Annotated in this window: 30 protein-coding genes and 1 tRNA gene; 22 read left to right on the top strand and 9 right to left on the bottom strand. The window is 68.2% G+C overall.

The genetic code is table 11. The features are described from left to right. Positions 1-20: 20 nt before the first annotated feature. The 16 genes from hisB to AC07M9_RS12535 all read left to right on the top strand — a co-directional run bounded on the left by hisB (position 21) and on the right by AC07M9_RS12535 (position 10,087). A complete protein-coding gene (gene hisB / locus AC07M9_RS12610) occupies positions 21-623 on the top strand; it encodes an imidazoleglycerol-phosphate dehydratase HisB (protein ID WP_494884098.1) in 603 nt (200 codons plus the stop codon). Continuing rightward, positions 623-913 carry a YciI family protein gene (locus AC07M9_RS12605; RefSeq protein ID WP_494884097.1) on the top strand — a complete coding sequence of 97 codons (291 nt, stop codon included), beginning with the start codon at positions 623-625 and terminating at the stop codon, positions 911-913. The genes hisB and AC07M9_RS12605 overlap by 1 nt, the downstream gene beginning before the upstream one ends. Continuing rightward, the gene (hisH, locus tag AC07M9_RS12600; protein ID WP_494884096.1) at positions 910-1,533 is read left to right on the top strand and encodes an imidazole glycerol phosphate synthase subunit HisH; all 624 of its coding nucleotides are present in this window, start codon (positions 910-912) and stop codon (positions 1,531-1,533) included. Before AC07M9_RS12605 ends, hisH begins: the two co-directional genes overlap by 4 nt. 2 nt (positions 1,534-1,535) lie before the next feature. After that, positions 1,536-2,267 (top strand): 1-(5-phosphoribosyl)-5-[(5-phosphoribosylamino)methylideneamino]imidazole-4-carboxamide isomerase, encoded by a 732-nt coding sequence (hisA, locus tag AC07M9_RS12595; protein WP_494884095.1) that lies wholly within the window; start codon positions 1,536-1,538, stop codon positions 2,265-2,267. Next, positions 2,264-2,509 (top strand): hypothetical protein, encoded by a 246-nt coding sequence (locus AC07M9_RS12590; protein ID WP_007685634.1) that lies wholly within the window; start codon positions 2,264-2,266, stop codon positions 2,507-2,509. The genes hisA and AC07M9_RS12590 overlap by 4 nt, the downstream gene beginning before the upstream one ends. 5 nt (positions 2,510-2,514) lie before the next feature. Continuing rightward, on the top strand, positions 2,515-3,276 hold the full coding sequence (gene hisF, locus AC07M9_RS12585; RefSeq protein ID WP_494884094.1) for an imidazole glycerol phosphate synthase subunit HisF: 762 nt from the start codon (positions 2,515-2,517) through the stop codon (positions 3,274-3,276). 129 nt (positions 3,277-3,405) lie between these two features. After that, a complete protein-coding gene (locus AC07M9_RS12580) occupies positions 3,406-3,579 on the top strand; it encodes a PEP-CTERM sorting domain-containing protein (protein ID WP_494884093.1) in 174 nt (57 codons plus the stop codon). A 51-nt stretch (positions 3,580-3,630) separates the two neighbouring features. Further along, the gene (locus tag AC07M9_RS12575; RefSeq protein WP_494884092.1) at positions 3,631-3,957 is read left to right on the top strand and encodes a phosphoribosyl-ATP diphosphatase; all 327 of its coding nucleotides are present in this window, start codon (positions 3,631-3,633) and stop codon (positions 3,955-3,957) included. Positions 3,958-3,982: 25 nt separating this feature from the next. Further along, positions 3,983-4,360, top strand: coding sequence for a histidine triad nucleotide-binding protein (locus AC07M9_RS12570; RefSeq protein ID WP_494884091.1), 378 nt, complete (start codon positions 3,983-3,985; stop codon positions 4,358-4,360). 229 nt (positions 4,361-4,589) lie between these two features. Beyond that, complete coding sequence (locus AC07M9_RS12565) at positions 4,590-5,084, top strand: YbgC/FadM family acyl-CoA thioesterase (protein WP_494884090.1); 495 nt, start codon at positions 4,590-4,592, stop codon at positions 5,082-5,084. After that, complete coding sequence (gene tolQ / locus AC07M9_RS12560; protein WP_494884089.1) at positions 5,081-5,788, top strand: protein TolQ; 708 nt, start codon at positions 5,081-5,083, stop codon at positions 5,786-5,788. The genes AC07M9_RS12565 and tolQ overlap by 4 nt, the downstream gene beginning before the upstream one ends. Further along, the gene (locus AC07M9_RS12555) at positions 5,788-6,231 is read left to right on the top strand and encodes an ExbD/TolR family protein (RefSeq protein WP_494884088.1); all 444 of its coding nucleotides are present in this window, start codon (positions 5,788-5,790) and stop codon (positions 6,229-6,231) included. The genes tolQ and AC07M9_RS12555 overlap by 1 nt, the downstream gene beginning before the upstream one ends. 24 nt (positions 6,232-6,255) lie before the next feature. Further along, on the top strand, positions 6,256-7,305 hold the full coding sequence (gene tolA, locus AC07M9_RS12550; RefSeq protein ID WP_494884087.1) for a cell envelope integrity protein TolA: 1,050 nt from the start codon (positions 6,256-6,258) through the stop codon (positions 7,303-7,305). After that, positions 7,302-8,678, top strand: a complete 1,377-nt coding sequence (gene tolB, locus AC07M9_RS12545) for a Tol-Pal system beta propeller repeat protein TolB (protein WP_494884086.1) — start codon at positions 7,302-7,304, stop codon at positions 8,676-8,678. The genes tolA and tolB overlap by 4 nt, the downstream gene beginning before the upstream one ends. 128 nt (positions 8,679-8,806) lie before the next feature. Continuing rightward, entirely contained in the window at positions 8,807-9,343 is a 537-nt protein-coding gene (gene pal / locus AC07M9_RS12540; protein WP_494884085.1) for a peptidoglycan-associated lipoprotein Pal, read from the top strand. Positions 9,344-9,553: 210 nt separating this feature from the next. Then, positions 9,554-10,087 carry a J domain-containing protein gene (locus AC07M9_RS12535; protein WP_494884084.1) on the top strand — a complete coding sequence of 178 codons (534 nt, stop codon included), beginning with the start codon at positions 9,554-9,556 and terminating at the stop codon, positions 10,085-10,087. A 187-nt stretch (positions 10,088-10,274) separates the two neighbouring features. Here AC07M9_RS12535 and infC read toward each other — a convergent pair whose 3' ends face one another. Both infC and pdeM read right to left on the bottom strand, forming a co-directional pair. Beyond that, the gene (gene infC, locus AC07M9_RS12530; RefSeq protein ID WP_404480091.1) at positions 10,275-10,796 is read right to left on the bottom strand and encodes a translation initiation factor IF-3; all 522 of its coding nucleotides are present in this window, start codon (positions 10,794-10,796) and stop codon (positions 10,275-10,277) included. A gap of 162 nt (positions 10,797-10,958) precedes the next feature. Further along, the gene (gene pdeM / locus AC07M9_RS12525; RefSeq protein ID WP_494884083.1) at positions 10,959-11,666 is read right to left on the bottom strand and encodes a ligase-associated DNA damage response endonuclease PdeM; all 708 of its coding nucleotides are present in this window, start codon (positions 11,664-11,666) and stop codon (positions 10,959-10,961) included. Between the two features lie 44 nt (positions 11,667-11,710). Between pdeM and hemF the strand changes: the two genes are divergently transcribed. The 3 genes from hemF to AC07M9_RS12510 all read left to right on the top strand — a co-directional run bounded on the left by hemF (position 11,711) and on the right by AC07M9_RS12510 (position 15,764). Further along, on the top strand, positions 11,711-12,574 hold the full coding sequence (gene hemF, locus AC07M9_RS12520; RefSeq protein ID WP_494884082.1) for an oxygen-dependent coproporphyrinogen oxidase: 864 nt from the start codon (positions 11,711-11,713) through the stop codon (positions 12,572-12,574). A 201-nt stretch (positions 12,575-12,775) separates the two neighbouring features. After that, positions 12,776-14,044 carry an MFS transporter gene (locus tag AC07M9_RS12515; protein ID WP_494884081.1) on the top strand — a complete coding sequence of 423 codons (1,269 nt, stop codon included), beginning with the start codon at positions 12,776-12,778 and terminating at the stop codon, positions 14,042-14,044. 124 nt (positions 14,045-14,168) lie between these two features. Beyond that, complete coding sequence (locus AC07M9_RS12510; RefSeq protein ID WP_494884080.1) at positions 14,169-15,764, top strand: ABC-F family ATP-binding cassette domain-containing protein; 1,596 nt, start codon at positions 14,169-14,171, stop codon at positions 15,762-15,764. Positions 15,765-15,770: 6 nt separating this feature from the next. Here AC07M9_RS12510 and rutA read toward each other — a convergent pair whose 3' ends face one another. The 5 genes from rutA to AC07M9_RS12485 are packed head-to-tail and all read right to left on the bottom strand — an operon-like array spanning position 15,771 to position 19,253. Beyond that, positions 15,771-16,838, bottom strand: a complete 1,068-nt coding sequence (rutA, locus tag AC07M9_RS12505) for a pyrimidine utilization protein A (protein ID WP_494884079.1) — start codon at positions 16,836-16,838, stop codon at positions 15,771-15,773. A gap of 3 nt (positions 16,839-16,841) precedes the next feature. After that, positions 16,842-17,624: a pyrimidine utilization protein D gene (gene rutD, locus AC07M9_RS12500; RefSeq protein ID WP_494884078.1), complete on the bottom strand. Its 783-nt coding sequence runs from the start codon at positions 17,622-17,624 to the stop codon at positions 16,842-16,844. Next, on the bottom strand, positions 17,617-18,000 hold the full coding sequence (gene rutC, locus AC07M9_RS12495; RefSeq protein WP_494884077.1) for a pyrimidine utilization protein C: 384 nt from the start codon (positions 17,998-18,000) through the stop codon (positions 17,617-17,619). The genes rutD and rutC overlap by 8 nt, the downstream gene beginning before the upstream one ends. A gap of 2 nt (positions 18,001-18,002) precedes the next feature. Further along, positions 18,003-18,734, bottom strand: a complete 732-nt coding sequence (gene rutB / locus AC07M9_RS12490) for a pyrimidine utilization protein B (protein ID WP_494884076.1) — start codon at positions 18,732-18,734, stop codon at positions 18,003-18,005. A gap of 48 nt (positions 18,735-18,782) precedes the next feature. Then, a complete protein-coding gene (locus AC07M9_RS12485; RefSeq protein WP_494884075.1) occupies positions 18,783-19,253 on the bottom strand; it encodes a PilZ domain-containing protein in 471 nt (156 codons plus the stop codon). A 368-nt stretch (positions 19,254-19,621) separates the two neighbouring features. Here AC07M9_RS12485 and AC07M9_RS12480 point away from each other — a divergent pair, with 368 nt between their 5' ends. Beyond that, the gene (locus AC07M9_RS12480) at positions 19,622-21,715 is read left to right on the top strand and encodes a RelA/SpoT family protein (protein WP_494884074.1); all 2,094 of its coding nucleotides are present in this window, start codon (positions 19,622-19,624) and stop codon (positions 21,713-21,715) included. 104 nt (positions 21,716-21,819) lie between these two features. On the opposite strand, the gene AC07M9_RS12475 is transcribed toward AC07M9_RS12480, so the two are convergent. Beyond that, positions 21,820-22,137 (bottom strand): DUF1905 domain-containing protein, encoded by a 318-nt coding sequence (locus AC07M9_RS12475; RefSeq protein WP_494884073.1) that lies wholly within the window; start codon positions 22,135-22,137, stop codon positions 21,820-21,822. 8 nt (positions 22,138-22,145) lie between these two features. Next, complete coding sequence (locus AC07M9_RS12470; RefSeq protein ID WP_494884072.1) at positions 22,146-23,150, bottom strand: peptidylprolyl isomerase; 1,005 nt, start codon at positions 23,148-23,150, stop codon at positions 22,146-22,148. Positions 23,151-23,228: 78 nt separating this feature from the next. On the opposite strand from AC07M9_RS12470, the gene AC07M9_RS12465 reads away from it, so the two are divergent. Beyond that, a tRNA-Ser gene (locus tag AC07M9_RS12465) sits at positions 23,229-23,319 on the top strand. 196 nt (positions 23,320-23,515) lie between these two features. Next, positions 23,516-24,499 (top strand): aldo/keto reductase, encoded by a 984-nt coding sequence (locus AC07M9_RS12460; protein ID WP_494884071.1) that lies wholly within the window; start codon positions 23,516-23,518, stop codon positions 24,497-24,499. Positions 24,500-24,531: the final 32 nt, after the last annotated feature.

Genomic DNA, 24,531 nt, shown 5'->3' with positions numbered 1-24,531 from the left:
ACGGGTCTATAGGCGCAGCCATGCGCACAGCCTCGATCATCCGCAAGACGCACGAAACCGACATCGAAGTCGAAGTGAACCTCGACGGCACAGGGGCCTACCAGGTCTCGACCGGGATCGGGTTCCTCGACCACATGATCGAGCAGTTCAGCCGCCATTCGCTGATCGACATCACCTGCCGGATCAAGGGCGACCTCCACGTCGACCAGCACCACACGACCGAGGACAGCGCCATCGCGATCGGCCAGGCCATCACTCAGGCCTTGGGCGACAAGGCCGGGATCGGCCGCTACGGCGACGTGAACTCGCCGATGGACGAGGCGCTGAGCCGCGTGTCGCTCGACATTTCGGGCCGCCCCTACCTCGTGTGGAAGGCCGCCTTCACGCAGGAGAAGCTGGGCGAGTTCGACACCGAGATGGTCGAGCACTGGTTCCACTCGATCGCGCAGGCCGTGGGTATCACGCTCCACATCGAACTGCTCTACGGCAGCAACAACCACCACATCTGCGAAGGCATCTTCAAGGGCTTCGCCCGCGCCATGCGGCAGGCGGTGGAACTCGATCCGCGCAAGGGCGGGGCGATCCCGTCGACCAAGGGCATTCTGGGACAGGCGACACTCTGATGGCCAGCTTCATCGTATCCCTCACCTACACCGCTCCCATCGAGAAGGTGGACGCGCTCCTCGACGAACACGTCGCCTGGCTGCGGGCGGGCCATGCGGCCGGACACCTGCTCGGCTGGGGCCGCAAGGTCCCGCGCGAGGGCGGTATCCTGCTCGCCAAGGGCGAGAGCCGCGACGAGATCGCCGCGCTGGCCGCGCAGGACCCCTTCATCACGGGCGGCGTCGCCGAGTTCGAAGTGATCGAATGGGCGGCGGGCTTCCTCGACGACAGCATCGCCGGCCTCAAATGACGCTGGCGCTGATCGACTACGGGGCGGGCAACCTCCACTCGGTCGCCAACGCACTGCGCGCCGCTGGCGCCGAGGACGTGGCGATCACCGCAGATCCCGCGGTCGTGCGCGCCGCCGACCGCATCGTCCTGCCCGGAGTGGGTTCGTTCAAGGCCTGCGCCGCGGGGCTCTGGGGCATTCCCGGCATGGTCGAGGCGATGACCGAGCGCGTTCAGGTCGGCGCCGCGCCGTTCCTCGGCATCTGCGTGGGCATGCAGCTCCTCGCCACGCGCGGGCTCGAGCACGGCGAGACGCCGGGGCTGGACTGGGTCGCCGGGCAGGTTGAGCTGATCGAGCGCACCGATCCGATGATCAAGATCCCACACATGGGCTGGAACGACGTCGCGCTCGGCCGCCACGACCCGGCCAGCGGGCTGATCGAGGCGGGCGAGGCGTATTTCCTGCACTCCTACCACTTCGCGCCCGACGACGGAGCCACGATCGCGGCGATGACCGACCACGGCGGCGGCCTCGTCGCGGCGGTGGCGAAAGACAACGTCGTCGGTGTGCAGTTCCACCCCGAGAAGAGCCAGGGCTTCGGCCTCGCTCTCCTGACCCGATTCCTCGACTGGAAGCCGTGAGCATGATCGTATTCCCCGCCATCGACCTCAAGCAGGGCCAGGTCGTGCGCCTGGCCGAAGGCGACATGGCGCGCGCCACCGTCTACGGGGACGACCCGGCCGCGCAGGCGCTGATGTTCGCCGAGGCCGGCTCGCAGTTCCTCCACGTCGTCGATCTTGACGGTTCGTTCGCAGGGAAGGCCGAGAACCGCGAGGCGGTCGAGGCCATCATCGAGGCGTTCCCGGGCCATGTGCAGCTGGGCGGCGGCATCCGCACCCGCGAGGCGGTGGCCGGCTGGTTCGACCTTGGCGTATCGCGCGTGGTGATGGGTTCGGCGGCGCTCAAGGACCCCGAGTTCGTGCGCGACATGGCAAAGGAATTTCCCGGCGGCATCGTCGTCGCGGTAGACGCGAAGGACGGCATGGTCGCCACCGAAGGCTGGGCCGACGTCTCCGACGTCGCCGTGGTCGATCTGGCGCGCCGCTTCGAGGATGCGGGCGTCGCCAGCCTGCTGTTCACCGACATCGGCCGCGATGGCCTGCTCAAGGGCGTCAACATCGACGCCACGGTCGATCTGGCGCGCCGCGTCGATATCCCGGTGATCGCCAGCGGCGGCGTCAAGGGTCTCGACGATATCCGCCTGCTCGCGCTCCATGCGCGCGACGGGATCGAGGGCGTCATCACCGGCCGCGCGCTCTACGAAGGCCGCCTCGACCTCGCGGCGGCGATCCAGATGGCCGAGCGCGAGGGGTGAACGACAACCGCCTGATCGCGGTGCTGGCGCTCGCCATCTTCGTGCCGGGCGTGCTTTGGGCCGTCCGTGACTACCGCGAGGGCCAGGTCCGCCTGATGCTGTTCAGCCGCCGCCGCTCAACCGTGGCCGTCCGGCGCGAGGACGATCCGCGCAGGTTCCGCCTTTATACCGCGTTCAACTTCGTCCTGTGCGCCGTGGTGGCGGTGTTCGCCGTGCTCTTGTTCTTCAAGCCCGTGGAGTGACCTGAATGACCGTGCGTGTCCGCGTCATCCCCTGCCTCGACGTCCGTGACGGACGGGTGGTGAAGGGCGTCAACTTCGTCGACCTCAAGGACGCCGGCGACCCGGTCGAGCAGGCGCGCGCCTACGACGCTGCCGGGGCGGACGAGCTGTGCTTCCTCGACATTTCCGCCAGCCACGAGGGGCGCGGCACCCTGCTGGACGTGGTGCAACGCACCGCCGAGGTCTGCTTCATGCCACTGACCGTCGGCGGCGGCGTGCGCACGGCCGACGATGCGCGGGCGCTGCTGCTGGCGGGCGCGGACAAAGTGGCGGTCAACTCCGCCGCCGTCTCTCGCCCCGAAGTGGTGGCCGACATCGCCGAGAAGTTCGGCTCGCAGTGCATCGTCGCCTCGGTGGACGCGCGCAAGGTCGCGCCGGGCCGGTGGGAAATCTTCACCCACGGCGGCCGCAAGGCGACCGGGATCGACGCGCTCGACCATGCCGTGAAGCTGGCGGGCTTCGGCGCGGGCGAGTTGCTGGTCACCTCCATGGACGGCGACGGCACCCAGAACGGCTACGACCTCGAGCTGACGCGGATGATCGCGGATGCGGTCTCGGTGCCGGTGATCGCCTCGGGCGGCGTCGGCAACCTGGATCATCTGGTGGCCGGCGTCACGCAGGGCCATGCCAGTGCGGTGCTGGCGGCCTCGATCTTCCACTTCGGCAAGCACTCGATCGGCGAGGCCCACGCGGCCCTTCGCGCGGCGGGACTCCCGGCGCGGGGCTGACTTCGCATCGGCAACCCCTCGTCTCCCAACAGCCCCGTATCGGGACAGCCGCTTAACCGGGCTTGCTGCAATGCAAGAACGCAGCGATCTGCGCCCCCAGTCAGGTTCGACTAGCAGGAATCCCCCCCGTTGAAAATCCTCAGCTACTTGCCAGCGCTCGTGCCGATGTTCGCGGCATCCAGCCCTGCCTACGCGGCGGGCGGCGTTCCGCTTCCCGAACCCAGTAGCATGTTGCTGCTGGGCCTGGGCGTCGCCGGCGTCGCGATCGGCCGCAAGCTCTCGTCCAAGCGCGGCGAGGACTGATCCATCGGGCGCTTGACCGCGCCCGCGCCGCATCGCATTGACCGGCGCATCATGAGCAATCCCGACACTCTCGCCCGCCTCGAGGCGACGATCGCCACGCGTCTCGGCGCCGATCCCGATTCGAGCTATGTTGCCCGCCTCAAGGCCAAGGGGACCGGCAAGATTGCCCAGAAGCTGGGCGAGGAGGCGACCGAGACGGTGATCGCCGCGCTGACCGAAAGCCGCGAGGCGCTGGTCGGAGAGGCGGCGGACCTCGTGTTCCACCTCATGGTCCTGCTGGCCGACCGGGACGTTCCGCTGGCCGACGTCATGGCCGAACTGGACCGCCGCGAAGGCACATCCGGCATCGCCGAGAAGGCCGCGCGCGTAAAAGACTGACCTGCCGACCCACCCGGAGAGACAGATGCCGATCGACCCGAAGCTGCCCTACGACGCCGACAACATCTTCGCGAAGATCCTGCGCGGCGAACTGCCGTGTTCGAAGGTCTACGAGGACGAGCACGCGCTGGCCTTCAACGACATCCGTCCGCAGGCGCCGGTCCACGTCCTCGTGATCCCCAAAGGCGCCTACGTGTCGTGGGACGACTTCACCGCCAAGGCCAGCGACGCCGAGATCGCCGGCTTCATGCGCGCGGTGGGCACTGTCACGCGCCAGCTGGAACTTGACGGGCCGGGCTACCGCCTGATGGTCAACATGGGCACCAACGGCCACCAGGAAGTGCCGCACCTGCACGTGCACATCTTCGGCGGACGCCAGTTCTTCCAGATGATCGGGGACTGAGGGAGGACGCCATAAGGCGCGGGGCTGCATCAACGGACAAACCCCCCGCCTTCGCGGGGGCGACGGATATTTGAAGTCGTGCGCCACCGGCGCGTCAGCGCAAAGGCCCAGAGCCAGTCTGCCCACCAGCGCTTCATTCTTTTTTCACCGCGCAATTCGGCCCGCAAGGCGGCTTCCGCGCCGCTTCGGGGTTGAAGTCGCGACCCCTGCCGTTACACAACCCGCGAGTATGACGGACACCCCCCATTCCTCCCTCACCCCGCAGCCGGGCGTGATCGACGGCAAGGTCCACCGCTATCCGCTACGCGTGTTCTACGAGGACACCGACGCGGGCGGGGTGGTCTACCACGCGAACTATCTGCGCTGGTTCGAGCGCGCGCGCTCGGACCTGCTCGACGTGCTCGGCATCGACCAGCGCGCCGCGCTTGAGGCGGGCACCGGCCTCTACACCGTGGCCGAGGCGAACCTGCGCTACCTTGCGCCCGCGCGGCTGGGCGACGCGGTGGTGATCGAGACCTGGGCCGAGACCGTCGGCCGCGTCTCCGCCACGCTGCGCCAGACCGCCAGATGCGGTTCGGCGCGGCTCTGCGAAGCCACGGTAAAGGTCGGGTTCATCAGTCCTGAAGGACGACCACGCCGACAACCCGAGGCATGGCAGGCCGCCTTCGCCTCGCTCGAACCGATCAAAAACCCCGGCCCAGCCGGACGGGAAGGACAAGAATGACGCTCGACCTGCTCGCCTCCACCATCCACTTCGCCGGAGACACCGGCGGCCTCAACCCGGTCAAGCTGTTCCTCGACGCCGATATCGTCGTGCAGGCGATCATGGTCGGGTTGCTGCTGGCCAGCGTCTGGGTATGGACGATCATCGTCACCTTCACGTTCCGCATGGGCGCGGTCTCGCGCCGCTGCGACGAGTACGAGGAAGGCTTCTGGGAAGCTCAGAACTTCGAGACGTACCAGAAGGAGCGCAAGCGGGGCGACGTGCCGATGGGCAAGGTCGCGGGCGCGGGGCTCGGCGAATTCCGCCGCAACGCCACCGGCAAGGTCGATCCCGAAGGCGCGCGCCAGCGCATCGCTCTCATCATGAACTCGGCCGTGGGCGAGGAGGCGGACACGCTGTCGGACCGCCTGAATTTCCTGGCGACGGTCGGCTCGGTCGCGCCGTTCGTGGGCCTGTTCGGGACCGTCTGGGGCATCATGAAGAGCTTCTTCGACATCGGCGCGCAGCAGAACTCCTCGCTCGCCGTCGTCGCGCCGGGCATTTCGGAGGCGCTGTTCGCCACCGCCATCGGCCTCTTCGCGGCGATTCCGGCGGTCATCGCCTACAACCGCTTCTCGCATAAGGTGAACGGCTTCGAGGCGCGCCTCCAGCGCTTCGCCGACCACCTCCATGCCGCGCTGACCCGCCAGCTGGAGCAGCGCTGATGGCGATGGGAATGTCCGGCGGTGGCGGCAGGCGAGGGCGGCGCCGCGCTCGCGGCCCGATGGCGGAGATCAACGTCACGCCGCTGGTCGATGTGATGCTGGTGCTGCTGATCATCTTCATGGTCACCGCCCCGCTGCTCAAGGCCGCAGTGCCGATCGAACTGCCCGAGACCCGCGCCAAGGCGATGAGCGAGGAGCAGGGCCAGATCGTCATCACCATCAAGAGCGACGGCTCGGTCTACTACGAGGAAACGCAGCTGGCGCCGGGCGAATTGCCCGACCGTCTCGCCGCAACTCCGGCGGGTCCCGACGGCAAGCCGCCGCTCGTCACCCTGCGCGCCGACAAGGCGCTGGACTATGGCCGGGTGATGGAAGTCATGGGTGAACTCAATCGCGCCGGCTTCTCCTCGATCTCACTGGTGACCGATGTCAGCGGCGGTTAAGGCGCGCGGGGTAGAGTTCGCCTGATGGCATCCCGGGGACTGCGAAAAGACGAAGGCATCGGCCTTGGCGTGGCGATCGCGCTGCACGCGGCCGTGCTCTGGGCGATCCTGTATCTCAAGCCCGGCGATCACGACGTGGTCAAGCCGCCGCAGCGCATCGAGGTGACGATCAGCGAGGAGGTAGGCATGACCTCCACCTCGCCGAACCCGAACGCGGCCGCCGCGCCCGACAAGAGCCCCGAACTCGGTGAGCCCGCCCCGGAGGCCGCGCCCGCGCAGCCTGTCGAGCCTGCTCCGGCGCCGCAGCCGGAACCACGGCCTGCGCCCGAGCCGGCGCCGCCTGCCGTAGAGAAGCCACGGCCCGCGCCGCCCAAGCCGCAGCCCAGGCCCCAGCCGCAACCGAAGCCCCAGCCTCCGAGGCCCGCGCCGAAACCGGCCCCGAAGGCGCCGCCGAAGCCGGCCCCGAAGCCGGCTCCCAAGCCCGCGCCAAGGCCGGCCGAGAAGGCGCCGCCGAAGAAGGCGGCCACCCCGCCGGCGCGCCAGTCGAGCCCGATTGACCGCATCGTCAAAACGCCTTCGCAGAGCGCGGGCAAGGCTCCTGCGAAGACCAACGCGCCTCCGGGCAAGACCGCCGGCTCGAGCAAGAGCGCGGCGCCGCCCAAGAAGGCGGGCTCCAGCGCCTTCGACGACGCCTTCAAGCAGGGCACCCCGGGCGCGAAGGCCCCGGCCGGGACCGGCGCGCCCGCCGCCAAGGTGGGGCCGGCGCAGATTTCCGCGCTCAACGCCGCGATCGGCCGGCAGCTGAAACCCCACTGGCGCACGCCTGAGGGGGCGGACGTGGAACTGCTGGTCACCAAGGTCCGCTTCCGCCTGAACCGCGACGGCTCGCTGTCGGGAGAGCCCCAGGTCATCGCCACCACCGGGCAGACCGATGTCAATAAGGCCCAGGTAGCGCGGCATCAGGAGCAGGCTATCCGTGCAGTGAAGCTTGCGGCGCCGTTCAATCTGCCCGAGGACCTCTACGAAGGCTGGAAGGTCGTGACGACCAACTTTGACAGAAGGCTATCGCAATGAAGATAACCCCTATCCTCGCCCTTGGCCTGATGCTTTCGGTGTCGAGCGCCGCATTCGCCCAGACGCCCCCGCCTGCACCCGCGCCCGCCGCCGATGCCGACGCCGGGCTCGAAGTCACCGTGTCGGACGAGAGCGAGTGGCAGGACCTCGGCATCGCGATCACCTCGTTCGCCACCGATGCCGACGTGCCCACCCGCACCAACGCCGGCACCACCGGCGCGCTTGGCCGGGCTCTGTCGCAGGTGGTCGCGGGAGACCTCAAGAACAACGGCCTGTTCAAACCCTCGGGCCCGGACGGACTGCCCCAGCCCGCCTATGCGCAGGTGCAGGCGCCCGACTACGGCACCTGGGCCTCGCGCAGCGCCGACATGCTGGTGCAGGGCTATGTGCGCGCCGGGGCCGACGGCAACCTGACCGTGGGCTGCTACCTTTACGACGTCGCGCTCAAGCAGCAGCTCGTGAAGGGCGGCTGGCAGGTGCCGCCGTCCGACTGGCGCCGCGCCGCGCACAAGTGCGCCGACATGGTCTATTCGCGCCTTTCGGGCGAAAGCCCGTTCTTCGATTCCAAGATCGCCTACATCGCCGAGACCGGCCCCAAGGACCACCGCATGAAGCGGCTGGCGATCATGGATTCGGACGGCGCCAACCACCGCTACCTCACCAGCGGGCAGGCGATGGCGCTGACCCCGCGCTATTCGCCTGACTATTCCAAGATCCTCTACCTGTCGTACCTCAACGGCCAGCCGAGCATCTATGCCTACGACCTCGCCACCGACCGGCAGACGCTCGTCGCGCGCACCGGCGCGCCCACGCTGGCGCCGCGCTGGTCGCCCGACGGCAAGTGGGTGCTCTATTCGATGGCCAAGAGCGGCACGACCGACATCTACCGCATTTCGTCGGCGGGCGGCGGCACGCCGCAGAAGCTGACCAACGGCCCCGGCATCAACATCGGCGGATCCTACTCGCCAGACGGCAGCCAGATCGTGTTCGAGAGCGACCGTTCGGGCAGCCAGCAGGTCTACGTGATGGGCGCCGACGGTTCGAACCAGCGCCGCATCAGCTTCTTCGGCGGCCGCGCCGCGACGCCTGAGTGGAGCCCGCGCGGCGACCAGATCGCCTTCACGCACATCGCCGGGAACCTGCGCGTCGCCGTCATGAGCCCGAGCGGCGGCGGCATGCGCCACCTCACCGACAACTGGCAGGACGAGGCTCCGACATGGTCGCCGAACGGGCGCATCGTGCAGTTCTTCCGCACCGCCAAGACCAGCGGCACCGCCTCGATCTGGCAGGTCGACCTGACCGGCCGCAACGAGCGCAAGCTGCCTACTCCTGTGGGCGCCTCCGACCCCGCTTGGGGTCCCGTGCGCCCCTGACCGACACGCTTCCGGACGACCGCTGCCGATTCGTTGGCGGTCGTTCAGGTTGGCTGTGTTAAATATTGAACGGAACTTCAGAACATGCCGGCCATTCACAAAGGCTGAGCAGCATAGGAGATTGCCCGATGCCTACCTCCCACTCCCTCTCGCGAACCACCCGCGTCGGCGCGACGATGCTCATCGTCGCGGGCGCACTGGCGATCTCGGCCTGCAGCAAGAAGGCCCCCGCGCAGCTTCCGCCCGAGCCCGGCCCGGCCACCAGCACCGATACCGGCGGCGGGATGGGCGTTGCCACCCCGGGCAGCCAGGCGGACTTCGTCGCCAAGATGATGGGTTCGGATACGATCTACTTCGCGCTCGACAAGTACGACGTCGATGCCGAGGACCAGCAGGCGCTGTCCAGGCAGGCGCAGTGGCTGATGCAGTATCCCGCCAAGCGCGCGACGATCGAAGGCCACGCCGACGAGCGCGGAACCCGCGAATACAACCTCGCGCTGGGCGAACGCCGCGCCAACTCGGCCAAGAACTACCTCATCAGCCTCGGCGTCGAACCCGACCGCCTCAGCACGATCAGCTACGGCAAGGAGCGCCCGATCGCGCTCGGCTCCGACGAGCAGTCCTGGGCGCAGAACCGCCGCGCCGTGACCGTGACCATCGACTGAAGACCTTCCTCTCCCAAACGGGGGAGGGGGACTATGCGAAGCATGGTGGAGGGCTGCCTCGGCTTACCGGACTTTAGTAAGCCGAGGTGCCCTGCCGCCACCTGTGGGTGGTTCCTCCATCCATGCCGGCGGGAGGAACCTGCCCGCCAAATCGTACCAATCCGCATCAAGGCTTGCATCGCCTTCGAGTCCCGGCTTATCGCGCTTCGGATGAGCCGCGTACGCCGATCATCCGACTGGGGGTTCCCGCGCTGGCGCGGCTACGGCAGCTCGCGCGAAGCGGCGCAGGTTCGTCTGTGCGACCGGCACGGCTGCACCGACCCGGGCGACTGCCCCGCGCCCAAGAGCCCGAACAACCCCGACCGCTGGTATTTCTGCCAGAAGCACGCCGCCGAATACAATTCGGGATGGGACTACTTCGCCGGCCTCGACGCCGAGGAAGCCGCGATGCGCGAGGCGCAGGAGCGCTCCGACAACGGCGGTTTCAAGGAATCGGCCCACTACGGCTGGGCCGGATCGGGCGACGGCACCCGCAGCGGCGATGAACTGCGCGCGCTGGAGGCACTGGGGCTCGATCCCGACGCCGATTTCGACGCGGTGAAGAAGGCCTGGCGCAGCCGCGCCAAGGAAGTCCACCCCGACGTCCGCCCCGGCGACGAGGAGGCCGCCAAGGCCTTCCAGATCTATCAGGTCGCCTACGAAGTCCTGCGCGCGGCCGAAGATCGCCGCGAGTGGCGCGGCTGACAACGCAGCGCCCGGCTGCCCTGCGCTGTAATCGCGGGGCCGAGTGGCCCGGCAAGTCAGCGCGGGAACAACGAGGCATCACCGCGCCGGACCTGCTGATGATTCCGGAGGGCTGCAATCCCCAAACGACAAAGGGCGCGGCCATCGGCCACGCCCTCGCGTATGCGTCGATTCTGCGATGCGCGCCTTACTTGGGCGAGAGCACCATCAGCATCTGGCGACCTTCCATGCGGGGATAGGCCTCGATCTTGGCGATTTCCTCGCAGTCGGTCTGGACGCGGCGCAGCAGGTCCATGCCCAGCTGCTGATGCGAAAGCTCGCGACCGCGGAAGCGCAGGGTGACCTTCACCTTGTCGCCGTCTTCGATGAAGCGATGGATGTTGCGCATCTTCACGTCATAGTCGTGGTCGTCGATGTTCGGACGCATCTTGATCTCCTTGATCTCCTGCGTCTTCTGGGTCTTGCGCGCGGCATTGGCCTTTTTCTGGGCCTCGTACCGGTACTTGCCCACATCGAGGAACTTGCACACCGGCGGATCGGCGTTCGGCGAGACTTCAACGAGGTCGAGACCGACCTCGGCTGCCTGCTCGATCGCCTGGCGCGTGTACATGACGCCGAGGTTCTCGCCGTCCTGGTCGATGACCCGGACCTTGTCGGACTGGATCATGTTATTGAAACGCGGTCCGCTCTTGACCGGTGGCGTCATCATACGCCGGGGAGGGGGTGCTATAGACGTTCTCCTGAATCGTTACTGTCGCGTGTTCGAATCGGGCGTCATTAATGCGATTCGTACGCCCACGCAAAGCGGGAATCGTAGAACACGGAATGAATGCCCGCAGCGGCCGTTCGGTCGCTTGCGGGATATGGGTATTCAGGCGGCTTTTCGCCAGAGCGGATAGCGGACCATGCGGCCCTGCGCGGGCACCAGCGCCTCGATCGCGTCGGCGGGCTGGAGCGCGGAGAGGATCGCCGGGTCGGCCGCGTTCATGCCCCCGGTCAGCGCCCCGAACGCGGGCAGGATCAGGCGCTTCTCGCTCACCACCGCGCAGGGCCGGGCGATCCGCCGCCCGCGCGCCTGGACCACCAGCCGCGGATGGAAATGGCCCGAGACTTCCGCCTCGCGCGTCCCCGGCAGCGCCTGGTGGCGCAGCGCCAGGCCGCCGAGCATCAGTTCCTCGACGCGGGTGCCGCCCGCCTCGGCGCCGAGGTGGGGGTCGTGGTTGCCGGTGATCCACACCCAGTCGAGCGCGCGGGTGAGCGCGGCGAGCATTCCCGCCGCGTGCGCCTCGAGCCGGCCCGGCCCGGCGCTGTCGTGGAAGTTGTCGCCCAGCGCGAAGACCCGCCGCGCGCCGGTGACGCGCACCGCCACGGCCAGCCGCTCCAGCGTCTCGCGGCTGTCGTAGGGGGGGAGCATCTGCCCAGTGCGCGCGAAGAAGCTCGCCTTCTCGAGGTGCAGGTCGGCGACCAGCAGCGCCTGTTCACGCGGCCAATACAGCGCGGACGCGCGGCCCACGCCGGTGGCCGGGGCGCCGCCATCGACGAGGAGCATCTCGTCGTTTTGGAACGAAAAGGGAACCATGGCTTTCCCTTGCCGCAGCCCCCGCGATTTGGCAAGCGCCCATCATGACCGACTGGACCCCTTTCACCGCCCGCGCCAGCGACTGGTTCCGCTCTTTGCGTGATGCGATCTGCGCCGAATTCGAAGCGATCGAGCGCGAGGCAGGCTCCGACGCGTCGTTCGACTACACCCCCTGGCAGCGCGCGGCGGTCGAAGGCGGCGAAGACGAGACCGGGGGCGGCACCCGCGGGCTCATGAAGGGGCGCGTGTTCGAGAAGGTGGGCGTCAACATCTCCACCGTCTCGGGCGGGCTGGCGAAGGATTTCGCCGCCACCATCAATGGCGCCTCGGCCGAGCAGAACGCCTTTTCCGCGACCGGCATCAGCCTCGTCGCGCACATGGCGAACCCCCACGTCCCCGCCGTCCATATGAACACGCGGTTCCTGACGACCACCAAGGCCTGGTTCGGCGGCGGTGCCGACCTGAACCCGCCGATCCCGTACGACGAGGACACCGCCGAGTTCCACGCGGCCTTCAAGGCTGCCTGCGACGCGCACGGCGAGGGCTACTACGAGCGCTACAAGGCCTGGGCGGACGAGTACTTCTACATCCCCCACCGCAAGGTCCACCGCGGTGTCGGCGGGATCTTCTACGACCATCTGGAATGCGGCGACGAAGCCGCGTGGGAAGCCAACTTCGCCTTCACCCGCGCGGTGGGCGAGGCGTTCCTGGCGGTCTTCCCGCGCCTCGTGCGCCGGCGGCTGGGCATGGCGTTCACGCCTGCCGACAAGGCCGTCCAGCTCGAATGGCGCGGGCGCTATGCCGAGTTCAACCTCGTCTACGACCGGGGCACGCTGTTCGGCCTCAAGACCGGCGGCAACATCGACGCCATCCTCATGAGCCTGCCGCCCGAGGCGACCTGGAGCTGAGCGGGGCGGCCGTGGAATGCCTTTTGCGCCTGGGTTGAATTAACAAGTCCCGTCGTCCCCGCGAAAGCGGGGCCCCGCTTACTTGCGGTTGACGTTGAGGCCGAAGAACAAGCGGGGCCCCCGCCTTCGCGGGGACGACGGGGGCTTTTGCGCGAAGTCGAGGCGGTTGCTCCCGCACCATACCCCAGTTACGCTCCCCCGATGACATCGCCCCAACCGCTCGACCGCCGCTCGCTTGCACTTGCCGCGCTGTCGACGGTGGTGGAATGGTACGACTTCACCCTGTTCCTCTACCTCGCCACGGTGCTGTCGCGGGTGTTCTTCGCCGGCCACGGCGGGGTGCTGACCACCTTGGCGGGCTTCGCGGTCGCTTACCTGATGCGGCCGGTGGGTGCGATGGTGTTCGGCCACTTCGGCGACCGGCGCGGACGGCGCGCGACGCTGCTCGCCTCGATGGCGCTGATGACGGCGGCGATGCTGCTGACCGCGATGCTGCCCACCGCCGCGCAGGTCGGGCCGCTCGCGGGTGTGCTCCTGCTGCTACTGCGCTGCGTGATGGGCTTCGCGGTGGGGGGCGAGTACACCGGCGTCGTCGCCTACCTGCTCGAAGGCGCGCCGGCGCATCGCCGGGGCCTCGTCACCTCGCTGGCGGCGGCGACGAGCGAGATCGGCGGGCTGCTGGCGGCGGGCATCGCGGCGCTGACCGTCAGTCTGATGCCTGCGCCGGAACTGGACAGTTGGGGCTGGCGCCTGCCGTTCCTGTTCGGCGCGGCGCTGGCCGCCAGCATCCTGTTCGCCCGCGCCGCCATGCAGGAATCGCCCGAGTTCGAAACCCACCGTGAGGCCGGGACGCTCGAGCGCCGCCCGCTTGCCCATGCCCTTTCGCGCCACCGCGCCGGCATCCTGCGGGGCTTCGCGATCTCGGCGCTGGGCTCGATCACCTATTACGTCGGGATCACTTATGTGCCGGTCTACCTGACCTCCGCCGGCAGCCTCAGCGAGGCACAGGCGCTGCAACTGGCGACGCTCGCCGCGCTGGCGGTAATCGTGGTCACGCCCTTCGTCGGCCTGCTGTCCGACCGGGTGGGGCGGCGGCCGGTGCTGGTCGGCCTCGCGGTCCTGTGCGCGGCGATGCCATACCTGCTGTTCCGCCTGCTCGCCGGAGCTTCGCCGGGCGCGGCGCTGCTCGGCGCGGTGGTGCTGGCGATGCTCGCCGGCGGGGTGAGCGCGGTGGGCGCCGTGGCAACCGCCGAGCAGGTGCCCGCGCAGGGCCGCCTCAGCGGGCTCGCGCTCGGTGCCACCACCGCGACCGCGCTGTTCGGCGGACTGACGCCGTGGCTCGCCCAGTTCCTGACGACGCGGACCGGTTCTCCCACCGCGCCGGGCGTGATGATCGCCGCAGTGGCGCTGGGGGTGCTGCCGGTGCTGTTGATGCTGCCCGAGACACGGCCCGGCCGGGCGCCGGGCTGATGGGTCTTGAGCGCGGCGCGCGACGGCGGTAAGAAAGGACGCCCGATTATCGAATGGACCAGAACGACGATGTGATTTGACCTGACCGCAATTCAGACCCGTCTTGCTGCCAGGAAACACACGCATGTCCGCCTCGATAACGACGTTCGACCTCGGTTGGTCGACACCGGAAGGCCAGTCGGTCTTCGCTAATCTCAACCTTGCCTTCAACGCCGAGCGCGTCGGCATCGTCGGTCGCAACGGCGTGGGCAAGACGAGCCTGCTCAAGGTGCTATCCGGCGAACTTGAACCCACTTCGGGCAAGGTCGTGGGCAGCGGCAGCATCGCCGTCCTGCGCCAGATCGTGCAGGTCGCGCCGGGGGAGACCATCGCCGACCTGTTCGGCATCGCCGCCGACCTTGCCGTGCTGCGCAAGGCCGAGGCCGGGCTGGCCACCATGGAGGAACTCGCCGAAGTCGACTGGACGCTGGAATCCCGCGCCATGTCGGCGTTCGGGCGGGTGGGCCTCGACGCCGCGCCCGGCACCCTGCTGACGAAACTTTCGGGCGGGCAGCGAACCCGTGCGGCCATGGCCGGCGTCCTGCTCGCCGAGCCGGACTTCCTGATGCTCGACGAGCCCTCGAACAACCTCGACCGCGAGGGGCGGGCGGCGCTGCTCGACCTGCTCGCGTCGTGGCGGGCCGGGGCGATCATCGTCAGCCACGACCGCGAACTGCTGGAGACGATGGATGCCATCGTCGAGATGACCTCGCTGGGCGCGACCCGCTACGGCGGCAACTGGACGCACTACCGCGAACGCAAGGCGATCGAACTGGCGGCGGCGCACCACGACCTCGAAGTGGCCGAGCGGCAGATGACGGAGATCGCGCGCAAGGCGCAGGTCGCGGTGGAGCGCAAGCAGCGGCGCGACGCGGCCGGCAGCCGCAAGGGCGCGCGCGGCGACATGCCGCGGATCGTCGCTGGTGCCCGCAAGCAGCGCGCCGAGAACACCGGGGGAGAGAACGTCCGCCTCGCGCAGCGCCAGCGTGCCGAAGCCTCCGCGGCGGCGATCGCCGCGCGCGAACAGATCGAAATGCTCGAAACGATGGCGGTCGCGCTGGCCCCGACGGGACTGCCCGCAGGCAAGATCGTCCTTGCGCTCCGGAAGGTATCCGGCGGCTACGATCCTTCGGCGCCGCTGCTGCGCGATGTCTCGTTCACCCTGACCGGGCCGGAGCGGTTGGCGCTGGCGGGGCCGAACGGCGCCGGAAAGACCACGCTGCTGGCCCTCGTCACCGGGCGGCTCGCGCCGTTCTCGGGCACGATCCTGCGCGGCTCACGCATGGCGATGCTGGACCAGACCGCCGGCATCCTCGATCCGTCGCTGTCGATCGCCGAGAATTTCCAGGCGCTCAATCCCGGCACGGACGACTTCACCTGTCGCTCGGCACTGGCGAAGTTCCAGTTCCGGGCGGATGCGTCGCTGCAGAAGGTCGCCACGCTCAGCGGCGGGCAGGTGCTCCGGGCCGGCCTCGCCTGCATCCTCGGGAGCCCGACGCCGCCGGAGCTTCTCATCCTCGACGAGCCGACCAACCACCTCGATCTCGATTCGATCGCCGCGATCGAGGCCGGGCTCGCCGCGTTCGACGGCGCCCTCCTGGTCGTCAGCCACGACGAGGCTTTCCTCGATGCGATCGGGGTGTCGCGGCGCATCGCGCTTGGCGGGACGCAGGCCGGGTAGGGGGGCTCAGGCCACCCCGGCGCGGCTTTTCATCAGCGGCTGGATGCGGGTGCCGAAGTTCTCGACGCCTTCCACGAAGTCATCGAACGTCAGCAGCACGCCGCCGGTGCCGGGGACTTCGGCCATCTCGTCGAGCATCTTCGCCACCGTTTCGTAGCTGCCGACGAGAGTGCCCATGTTGATGTTCACGGCGCCCTCCGGGGCGGCGAGCTGGCGGACGTTGGTGTCGGTGTTGACGGTGTCCTTGGCGCCCTGGTCGGCGAGCCAGGCGATCGCCTCGATGTCGACGCCGTCGTTGTAGAGCTGCCACTTGGCCTGCGCCTCGGCGTCGGTCTCGGCGGCGATGATCATGACGAGGACGAAGACCTGCACGTCGCGCCCGGTCTCGGCGGTGAACTTCGCGAGGCGCGCGTTGTTCGAGGCGAAGGCGGTGGGCGTGTTGACGCCGACGCCGAGGCAGAAGGCATAGTCCGCCCACTTGGCCGAGAAGGCCAGTCCCGCATCGGACGAGCCGGCGCAGATGATCTTCATGTCGCCGGTAGGCGTGGGACGCACGAGGCAGTCGTCCATCTGGTAGTGCTCGCCCTTGAAGTCGGAGCGGCCGGTTTCCCACAGCTCGCGCAGGATATGGGCGTATTCGTCGAGCACCTGGTAGCGGTTGCGGAAATGCTCCTCGCCCGGCCAGAGACCCATCTGGGTGTACTCGGGCGGCTGCCAGCCGGTGATGAGGTTGAGCCCGAAGCGGCCGTGGCTGATCGAATCGATGGTGTTGCACATCCGCGCGGCGAAGGCGGGGGGGATGATGAGGGTGGGACAGGTGGCGTAGATCTTGATCTTCTCGGTCACGGCGGCGAGGCCGGACATGAGGGTGAAGCTCTCCAGCCCGTATTCCCAGAACTCCGACTTGCCGCCGAAGCCGCGCAGCTTGATCATCGAGAGCAGGAAATCGAGCCCGTGCTTCTCGGCCCGCAGCGCGATCTCCTTGTTGAGGTCGAACGTGGGCATGTACTGCGGCGAGGTCGTGCTGATCAGCCAGCCGTTGTTGTTGATGGGAACGAAGACGCCGACTTGCATGGACTAGCTCCCGAGAAAGCCGAGGACGAGGCGGTTGAAGCCCTTGGGATCGGTGACGTTGCAGGCGTGGCCGCCCCAGCCGAAGGTGGCGATGTCGGCGCCGGGGATCGGCCCGGCAAGGTCGAGCGAGGCGGCCTGCGGCACCAGGAAATCGTCGCGCGTGGCGATGACGAGGACGTCGCGCAGGCGCGCCAGCCGCTCGGGCGTGGGGGCGAAGGTGGCGACGGCGGCGATGCGCTTTTCCATGGTCTCGGCGCCGGGGAAGGCGGCGAGGTGGTGGGCGAGTTCGGCCTCCAGATCGGCGTCGTGGGCGGCGATCCAGTCGGGCGGGTAGAGGAACAGCGGCTGCGCGCGCAGGAACGGCTCCACCCCGGCGCTGCGCAGGATGGCGAGGCGCGCCTCGAAGCAGCGGTGGGTGTGGGGGGACAGGGTGCGCCAGCCGTTGACGACGACCAGCCGGTCGATCCGGCCCGAGAGCAGCGAGGTCTCGATGCCGATCATGCCGCCGAGCGCGTGGCCGACGAAGTGCGCGGTCTCGATATCGAGCGCGTCCATCAGCGCGACGACGTCCTGCGCCATGGCCTCGATCGAGGTGGCGTCGGGCAGGGCGCGATCGCTGCGGCCGGTGCCGCGCTGGTCGTAGGTGAGGACGCGGTGGTTTTCAGACAGGGCGGCGAGGTTGGGCGCCCAGTACCCGCCAGCGCCGCCGAGGCCGCTCGACAGGATGAGTACAGGCGCGCCCCCGGGCCCGTGGAACTCGTAGTGGAGGCCGGTGGCCTCAGCCAAGATGGGCGACCGAGGCGATCTCGACCAGGCAGTCAGGCTTCACGAGGTCGGTCTTGATGCAGTAGCGCGCCGGTTTGTTGCCGGGAAAGTATTCGGCGTAGACTTGGTTGAACGCGGCGTAGTCGGCCATGTCCTTGAGGAAGATGTGGTTCATCGCGACGTCGGCCATGGTGCCGCCTGCGGCCTCGACGGTGATTTTGATCGATTCCAGCACATGACGGGTCTGCGCTGCCGCATCACCGGGATAGAGCACGAGCCCGCCCTGGCCGAGCGCCAGCATGCCCGAGACATAGAGCGTGTTCCCGGCCTTCGCGCCGGCGGAGTAGGGCGCGATCGGGGCAGGGAACTGCGGCGGGTTGATGGCTTCGAAGGGCATTGTCACTCCTTGGGCGGAAGCTGGCTCACGGCGGTCCGGAAATCGGCGACGGTGCTGACCCAGCCGAAGAACTTCTCCACGTTGTAGACCGTGGCCTCCATGATGAAGTCCGGGCCGAGGTGGTGGGTGGCGTCCTCCAGCAGCACGCCGAAGTATTCGAGGTGGAAGCCGTCGCGCAGGGTGGATTCGACGCAGACGTTGGTGGCGATGCCGGTGAACACCAGCGTGCGGATGCCGCGTGCGCGCAGGACGGAATCGAGCTGCGAGTTGAAGAAGGCGGAATAGCGCGGCTTGTGGACGCGCAGGTCGCCATCCTGCGGTGTCAGCGCGTCGACCAGCTCATAATCCCAGCCGCCGCGCGCCAGGAACCTGCCGGAGAGTTCGGGCCGCGCCCGCATGGTCTTGAGCGCGTTCGACTTGTGCCAGTTGGGCGAGAGCGGTGTTCCCGCCTCGACATAGCCGGAATCCCAGCCGTTCTGCAGGAACACCACGGTCATCCCGGCGGTGCGCGCGGTGCCTAGCACTTCGCCGATCCGGCCGATCACCGCGGCGGCTGGGCCGACATCGAAGCCGGCCTCGTCCACGTAGCCGCCCTTCGTGGCATAGGCGTTCTGCATGTCCACGACGATGACGGCGGTGGTCGCCGGATCGAGCCGGATGGGCTCGGGCCGCGCCGGCAGCACGGCGCAGGGGGCGGAAGCGGCGGGGTTGGGGTCGACCACGGTCTCGTTCACCCCCGCACTATTGTGCAGGGGCGAAACGCGGTCAAGCCGGGTCGCGGGTCAGCAGGGCCGCAGGCCCGACGAGGTGCGCTCTTGATGCGGCTTGACCCCCAGCAGCCGTTCGAGTGCGGCGGCGAAACCCGCGTTGCGGCGGCGGCCCGAGGGCTGCACCTGCGACAGATCGACCCCGCCGGTGAGCTGGATGCCGAACTCGCCGTCACCCACCCAGCGCACTTCCGCCTTCAGGTCTCCCTGTCCTGGCAGCGCCACGTGCAGTGTCTCGCCGCAGTCGGGCAGCAGGGTGCGCGAGGCGATGCACATGCCGCCCGGCGACACATTGCGCACGATCACGTCCTGTCCGGCGCGGCCCTCGCCGCCGATCACGGCGCGGATCAGCGTGCGTACGCGCGGCGAGCGTTCCGGATGCCGGTCCGCCGGCGCGGTATGAGCCGACAGGACCTGCGGCAGGGAAAGCGAAGCCGTCGTCAGCCAATGCGGCTCGTCGCTCGCGAAACTGTCGTGGTCTGCCATGGCGTCTGGGTGCCTCCTCGAATCTCGCGCTCCCGGAAGGGCCGCGTGTTGCGGCTCCATGGAGCTGATAGGTTCGAACCGGAGCCGCGCCGTGGCGGGGGGGAGAGCGGCGGCTACCGCTCCGGTCCGACCACCGTTATGCGTGCGGAGCGTTCCCCTATGGTTAACAAAATACTTCCGTATATTAACTATGAAATCGATTGAATATGGCCGCTTGCCGGTTTTCGGCCAGTCTGCAACACCGATGAATAAGACCGGGCGGAGGCATTCCGGATTGATCCAGGAGGTCGAGTGCTGCGTTGCAAAATATGCACTCCGATGCATCTCCCCTTGTCGCGCTGCAATAAATCCTGACATGACAGGGTGACATGCTCCGCCAGTACGAACTCGTCGAACGCGTCAAGGAATACGCACCGGAGGCCGATGAGGCCCTGCTCAACCGCGCCTATGTCTATACCGTGCAGAAGCACGGCAGCCAGAAGCGCGCCAGCGGCGACCCCTATTTCAGCCACCCGGTCGAAGTCGCCGGCCTGATGACCGAGCTCAAGCTCGACCAGCAGACGATCATGACCGCGCTGCTCCACGACACGGTGGAGGACACGCTGGCGACGATCGAGGAGATCGAGAAGCTGTTCGGCTCCGAGGTCGCGCGGCTGGTCGACGGCGTCACCAAGCTCTCCAAGATCGAGGCGATGACGGAGAGCGAGCGCGCGGCGGAGAACCTGCGCAAGTTCCTCCTGGCGATGAGCGAGGACCTGCGCGTCCTGCTCGTCAAGCTGGCCGACCGGCTGCACAACATGCGCACGCTCCACTTCATCAAGAAGCCGGAGAAACGCCAGCGCATCGCCCGCGAGACCATGGATATCTACGCGCCGCTGGCCGAGCGCGTGGGCATGTACGAATACATGCGCGAGATGCAATTGCTCGCCTTCGAGCAGCTCGAGCCCGAGGCCTACGCCACCATCGCCGGCCGTCTGACGCAGATCCGCAGCCAGGAAGGCGGGCAGGTCGACGCCATCGCGCTGTCGATCAAGCAGGCGCTGGCCGAAGCGGGCCTCAACGTCGAGGTTTCGGGCCGCGAGAAGCATCCCTATTCGATCTGGCGCAAGATGGCCGAGCGCCACGTGACGTTCGAGCAGATCACCGACATCATGGCCTTCCGCGTGCTGACGGACTCGGTGGACGACACCTACAAGGCGCTGGGCGTGCTCCACCAGGCCTGGCAGATGATCCCGGGCCGCTTCAAGGACTACATCTCCACCCCCAAGTCCAACGGCTACCAGTCGCTGCACACCGCGCTGATCTTCGAAGGCTCGATGCGCATGGAAGTGCAGATCCGCACGCAGGACATGCACCGGCTCAACGAATTCGGCCTCGCCGCGCACTGGGCCTACAAGCAGGGCGGCGTCCGGCCCGACGGCCAGGTCGGCTGGCTGCGCGACCTCATCGAGATCGTCGATGCCAGCCACGATGCCGAGGAACTGCTCGAGCATACCAAGCTGGCGATCTACCAGGACCGCATCTTCGCCTTCACTCCCAAGGGTTCGCTGTTCCAGCTGCCCAAGGGGTCGACGGCGGTGGACTTCGCCTACACCGTCCACACCAAGCTGGGCAATGCGGCAGTCGGCGCCAAGATCAACGGCCGCCACGTCCCGCTGCGCACCCAGCTGGTCAACGGCGACGTGGTGGAGATCATCAAGAGCCCGACGTCGGAGCCGCAACTGTCGTGGCTCGGCTTCGTCGTCACCGGCAAGGCGCGCGCCGCCATCCGCCGCGCCGTGCGCGCCAAGGAGCGCGCCGAAGTCGCCGAGATCGGCTCCAAGCTCTACGACGAGATTTCCGGCCGCCTGCCCCAGCGCATCGGCAAGAAGGCGCTCTCGGGCGCGATCAGCCGGCTCGGCCTGCGCGACGAGGAGGACCTGATGTTCTCGATCGGATCGGCGCGCTTCACCGACCGCCAGGTCATGGAGGCACTGGTCCCCGGCAGCACCGCCGAGATGCCCGACGAGCCCCAGTGGACCAATTCGGAGCGCGCGATCTCGATCCGCGGGTTGACGCCGGGCATGGGCTTCGAGCTGGCGCAGTGCTGCCACCCGGTCCCCGGCGACCGCATCGTCGGCCTGCGCCGCCCCGACCACAAGGTCGAGGTCCACACGATCGACTGCATGACGCTGGCCAGCGGCGGCGACGCCGACTGGCTCGACCTCTCGTGGGGCGAGCGCACCACCGGCGCGGTCGGCCGCCTGCGGCTGGTGCTCTACAACCGCCCCGGCACCCTGGCCGAAGTGACCCAGATCTTCGCCAGCAACCGCGCCAACGTCGCCAACCTCCAGATGGTCCAGCGCGACGAGCCTTTCGGCACCTACGAGGTGGACCTCGAGGTCTCGGACCTCGCCCACCTGACGCGCATTTCCGGTGCGCTCAGGGCCAGCGAGGCGGTGGCGGACGCGGAGCGGATCTGAGGGGGGCGTTTCCCAGCCCCCTTCCATCGAACCCGAACCCGTCGTCCCCGCGTGGGCGGGGACAGAGTGTTCGAAGACCGGCGGCCTCGATTACACGCCCGTCATCAGTATTCCAGCGAGACCTCGACCTCGTCGCCTTCGCCGATCCCCTCGGCCTTCCGTACCAAGGCCTTGACCGGCAGGATCCAGCCTCCATCCGCCTTGCTTGGAAACACCGAGGTAGCGAACCTCGTCGCGCCGATCCGCGCCGCAACCTTGAGAGAGCCGAAGCCGCGCGAATGACCTTCCAGCCGCCGCATCAGCGCAGTGCCGGAAAGCGCCTCGCCCGCCTCGCCGCCGATGGTCAGGAAATGCCAGGTCCCGTTGTTGGCGCCGCCGGTCCAGCGCCAGAGCGTGCCGACGTAGGTGAGATGCTCGCTCATCACGCCGGTTATTTCTTCACCTCGCGGATCGGCACCGGCACGTTGCACACATCCACCCCGCCGGCGGGGGTGATGTAGAACTCGTCCTTCCGGTTCGCCCGCTTGTCGGCATAGGCCGCGAAGCTGGCGCTTTCGGTGGAAAGGTATTCGTAGGCCGGCAGGTCCGGCACTTCGTTCCCCATCCGCACCGAGACGATCGGCGTGCGCTCCTCAGGCGTTTCGTAGAACCCCAGCGGCCCCGTCCCGCGCGGCAGCGAAGACAGGTGCTCCATCCCGGCAATGATCCGCCCGACCAGCGCGATATTGCGGTCGAGCTGGCGCGGCGCCTGCCCGATGACGGTGTAAAGCTCCGTCCCGGTGCCGGTGTCAGGCGACAGATCGCGGCCGACGCCGACCATGCCGTAGCAGTGGACGGGCCACGCCCGATTGCCGTCGGCGGCCATCGGCCACCCCGCCTCGAAGCCGTTCACGAGAGAATAAGGATCGCGGCCCCGCAGCTTGGCGGGGTCGACGGTATTCGCATTGTTCATTTGTGCGAGCAAACCCGCGACGGTCTGTAAATCGGTCAACTGGCTCTGGAAACTGGCAGCGCGCAGCGAACGAACTGGCGCGGTGTAGTCTACCTCGCCCATGCTCGAGAGACCCTTGGGCAGCGCCTTGGCCTTCCCCGGCGTCTCGCCCTCAGGATCGCCCCACTGCACGACGTAGTTGTCCTGGACCCGCACCACCGCGATCCCGTCGAACCAGCGCGCGGCGACCAGCTTGCGGATGTTCCCGGTCCATCCTTGCGAGAACGGCGCCGGGACCAGCTGGATGACCACCCGCCGCGCCCGCCCCTTCGCGTCCGGCGCCAGGTCCATCACGGCAAGGTCGGAAGCCGCGATCCGAGTCCAGTCGGCGGCCGGTGCAGCCTCGACGACGTCGTTCGGCGTCCTGCCCGCCGGGGCATCGGCCGCGGCCAGAGGCGAGGCGGAAAGGGCGGTAACGGCGAGGGCGTTCAGAAATCTGCGCATGAGGGCTTCATGCCACCACTGCGGCGCTTGCGAAACCCCGTGGCCCGCGCTAGGGGCCAGCGCCTATCCAGTGCATGCGGAGCGGTGGCCGAGTGGTCGAAGGCGCTCGCCTGGAAAGTGAGTATACGCCAAAAGCGTATCGAGGGTTCGAATCCCTCCCGCTCCGCCATTTCCCGATCATTGTAGTGCTCCCGGCCTTTGGGGCGCATGGGATGGCTGCGCGCGGGTTCGATGCGCTCGACGATGAGCGTGTTTCATCGCTGCATGCAATCTCCGTGGCCTGACCAACGCGCGGTGGACGGCCCATCTCGCGGGTGCAACATTCGCGGCGCAGTGCGGCCGTGGCACGATCGATGGAGACGAACATGGAAAAGCGTAAACTCGGCGCAGGCGGCCTCGAGGTTTCGGCGATCGGGCTCGGGTGCATGGGGCTCAGCTTCGGGTACGGGCCCGCCGTATCCGACGACGACGGGGTAGCACTCATCCGCGCCGCCTACGACCAGGGCGTGACCTTCTTCGACACCGCAGAGGCTTATGGCCCCGGCGCGAACGAGGAACTGGTGGGCAAGGCGCTGGCGCCGATCCGCGACGAAGTGGTCATCGCCACCAAGTTCGGTTTCGCCAACGGTCGCCCGGGCGACGGCGTCGACAGCCGTCCAGAGCGCATTCGGCAGGTCGCCGAGGAATCGCTCCGGCGCCTCGGCACAGACCGCATCGACCTGTTCTACCAGCACCGGGTCGACCCGGCCGTGCCGATCGAGGACGTGGCGGGCACGGTCCGCGACCTCGTCGCCGAAGGTAAGGTGAAGCACTTCGGCATGTCCGAGGCCGGCGTCGATTCGCTGCGCCGCGCCCATGCGGTGCTGCCGGTGGCGGCGCTGCAGAGCGAGTATTCGCTGTGGTGGCGCGAGCCTGAGGCGCAAATCCTGCCGGCGTGCGAGGAACTGGGCATCGGCTTCGTGCCGTTCAGCCCGCTCGGCAAGGGCTTCCTGACCGGCGCGATCACCACCGACACCCGGTTCACGGATGGTGATTTCCGCAACATCGTGCCGCGTTTCGAAGAGGAGAACCGCAAGCTCAACGAAGCGCTCGTCGAGAAACTCAAGGCACTCGCGGCCTCCCACGACGCCACGCCGGCGCAGATCGCCATCGCCTGGCTGCTGGCGCAGAAGCCGTGGATCGTCCCTATCCCGGGCACTACCAAGCTGCACCGCCTGACCGAGAACCTGGCCGTCGCCGCGATCGACCTTGGCGCGTCCGAACTGGCCGAGATCGGCGCCGCGCTCGCCGCGATTGAAGTGCAGGGCACTCGTTATCCAGCTGCCATGGCGGCCCTCGCCGGCCGCTGAACGCCTTTTTCGATACCTCAAGCCAAGGACAA

Source organism: Novosphingobium sp. GW821-FHT09E05, assembly GCF_059416165.1.
This window is presented reverse-complemented; position numbering and strand designations above follow the sequence as displayed.

Bases quoted from the DNA above. Each gene is read 5' to 3' on its own strand.
- AC07M9_RS12570 (WP_494884091.1), top strand. From the start codon at position 3,983: ATGCCGATCGACCCGAAGCTGCCCTACGACGCCGACAACATCTTCGCG.
- AC07M9_RS12485 (WP_494884075.1), bottom strand. From the start codon at position 19,253: ATGGCAGACCACGACAGTTTCGCGAGCGACGAGCCGCATTGGCTGACG.
- AC07M9_RS12470 (WP_494884072.1), bottom strand. From the start codon at position 23,150: ATGCGCAGATTTCTGAACGCCCTCGCCGTTACCGCCCTTTCCGCCTCG.
- AC07M9_RS12515 (WP_494884081.1), top strand. From the start codon at position 12,776: ATGACATCGCCCCAACCGCTCGACCGCCGCTCGCTTGCACTTGCCGCG.
- hisA (WP_494884095.1), top strand. From the start codon at position 1,536: ATGATCGTATTCCCCGCCATCGACCTCAAGCAGGGCCAGGTCGTGCGC.
- tolQ (WP_494884089.1), top strand. From the start codon at position 5,081: ATGACGCTCGACCTGCTCGCCTCCACCATCCACTTCGCCGGAGACACC.
- hisH (WP_494884096.1), top strand. From the start codon at position 910: ATGACGCTGGCGCTGATCGACTACGGGGCGGGCAACCTCCACTCGGTC.
- AC07M9_RS12510 (WP_494884080.1), top strand. From the start codon at position 14,169: ATGTCCGCCTCGATAACGACGTTCGACCTCGGTTGGTCGACACCGGAA.
- hisF (WP_494884094.1), top strand. From the start codon at position 2,515: ATGACCGTGCGTGTCCGCGTCATCCCCTGCCTCGACGTCCGTGACGGA.
- AC07M9_RS12535 (WP_494884084.1), top strand. From the start codon at position 9,554: ATGAGCCGCGTACGCCGATCATCCGACTGGGGGTTCCCGCGCTGGCGC.
- hisB (WP_494884098.1), top strand. From the start codon at position 21: ATGCGCACAGCCTCGATCATCCGCAAGACGCACGAAACCGACATCGAA.
- AC07M9_RS12480 (WP_494884074.1), top strand. From the start codon at position 19,622: ATGCTCCGCCAGTACGAACTCGTCGAACGCGTCAAGGAATACGCACCG.
- pdeM (WP_494884083.1), bottom strand. From the start codon at position 11,666: ATGGTTCCCTTTTCGTTCCAAAACGACGAGATGCTCCTCGTCGATGGC.
- rutA (WP_494884079.1), bottom strand. From the start codon at position 16,838: ATGCAAGTCGGCGTCTTCGTTCCCATCAACAACAACGGCTGGCTGATC.
- AC07M9_RS12575 (WP_494884092.1), top strand. From the start codon at position 3,631: ATGAGCAATCCCGACACTCTCGCCCGCCTCGAGGCGACGATCGCCACG.
- tolB (WP_494884086.1), top strand. From the start codon at position 7,302: ATGAAGATAACCCCTATCCTCGCCCTTGGCCTGATGCTTTCGGTGTCG.
- tolA (WP_494884087.1), top strand. From the start codon at position 6,256: ATGGCATCCCGGGGACTGCGAAAAGACGAAGGCATCGGCCTTGGCGTG.
- rutC (WP_494884077.1), bottom strand. From the start codon at position 18,000: ATGCCCTTCGAAGCCATCAACCCGCCGCAGTTCCCTGCCCCGATCGCG.
- AC07M9_RS12605 (WP_494884097.1), top strand. From the start codon at position 623: ATGGCCAGCTTCATCGTATCCCTCACCTACACCGCTCCCATCGAGAAG.
- AC07M9_RS12565 (WP_494884090.1), top strand. From the start codon at position 4,590: ATGACGGACACCCCCCATTCCTCCCTCACCCCGCAGCCGGGCGTGATC.
- infC (WP_404480091.1), bottom strand. From the start codon at position 10,796: ATGATGACGCCACCGGTCAAGAGCGGACCGCGTTTCAATAACATGATC.
- hemF (WP_494884082.1), top strand. From the start codon at position 11,711: ATGACCGACTGGACCCCTTTCACCGCCCGCGCCAGCGACTGGTTCCGC.
- pal (WP_494884085.1), top strand. From the start codon at position 8,807: ATGCCTACCTCCCACTCCCTCTCGCGAACCACCCGCGTCGGCGCGACG.
- AC07M9_RS12460 (WP_494884071.1), top strand. From the start codon at position 23,516: ATGGAAAAGCGTAAACTCGGCGCAGGCGGCCTCGAGGTTTCGGCGATC.
- AC07M9_RS12555 (WP_494884088.1), top strand. From the start codon at position 5,788: ATGGCGATGGGAATGTCCGGCGGTGGCGGCAGGCGAGGGCGGCGCCGC.
- AC07M9_RS12475 (WP_494884073.1), bottom strand. From the start codon at position 22,137: ATGAGCGAGCATCTCACCTACGTCGGCACGCTCTGGCGCTGGACCGGC.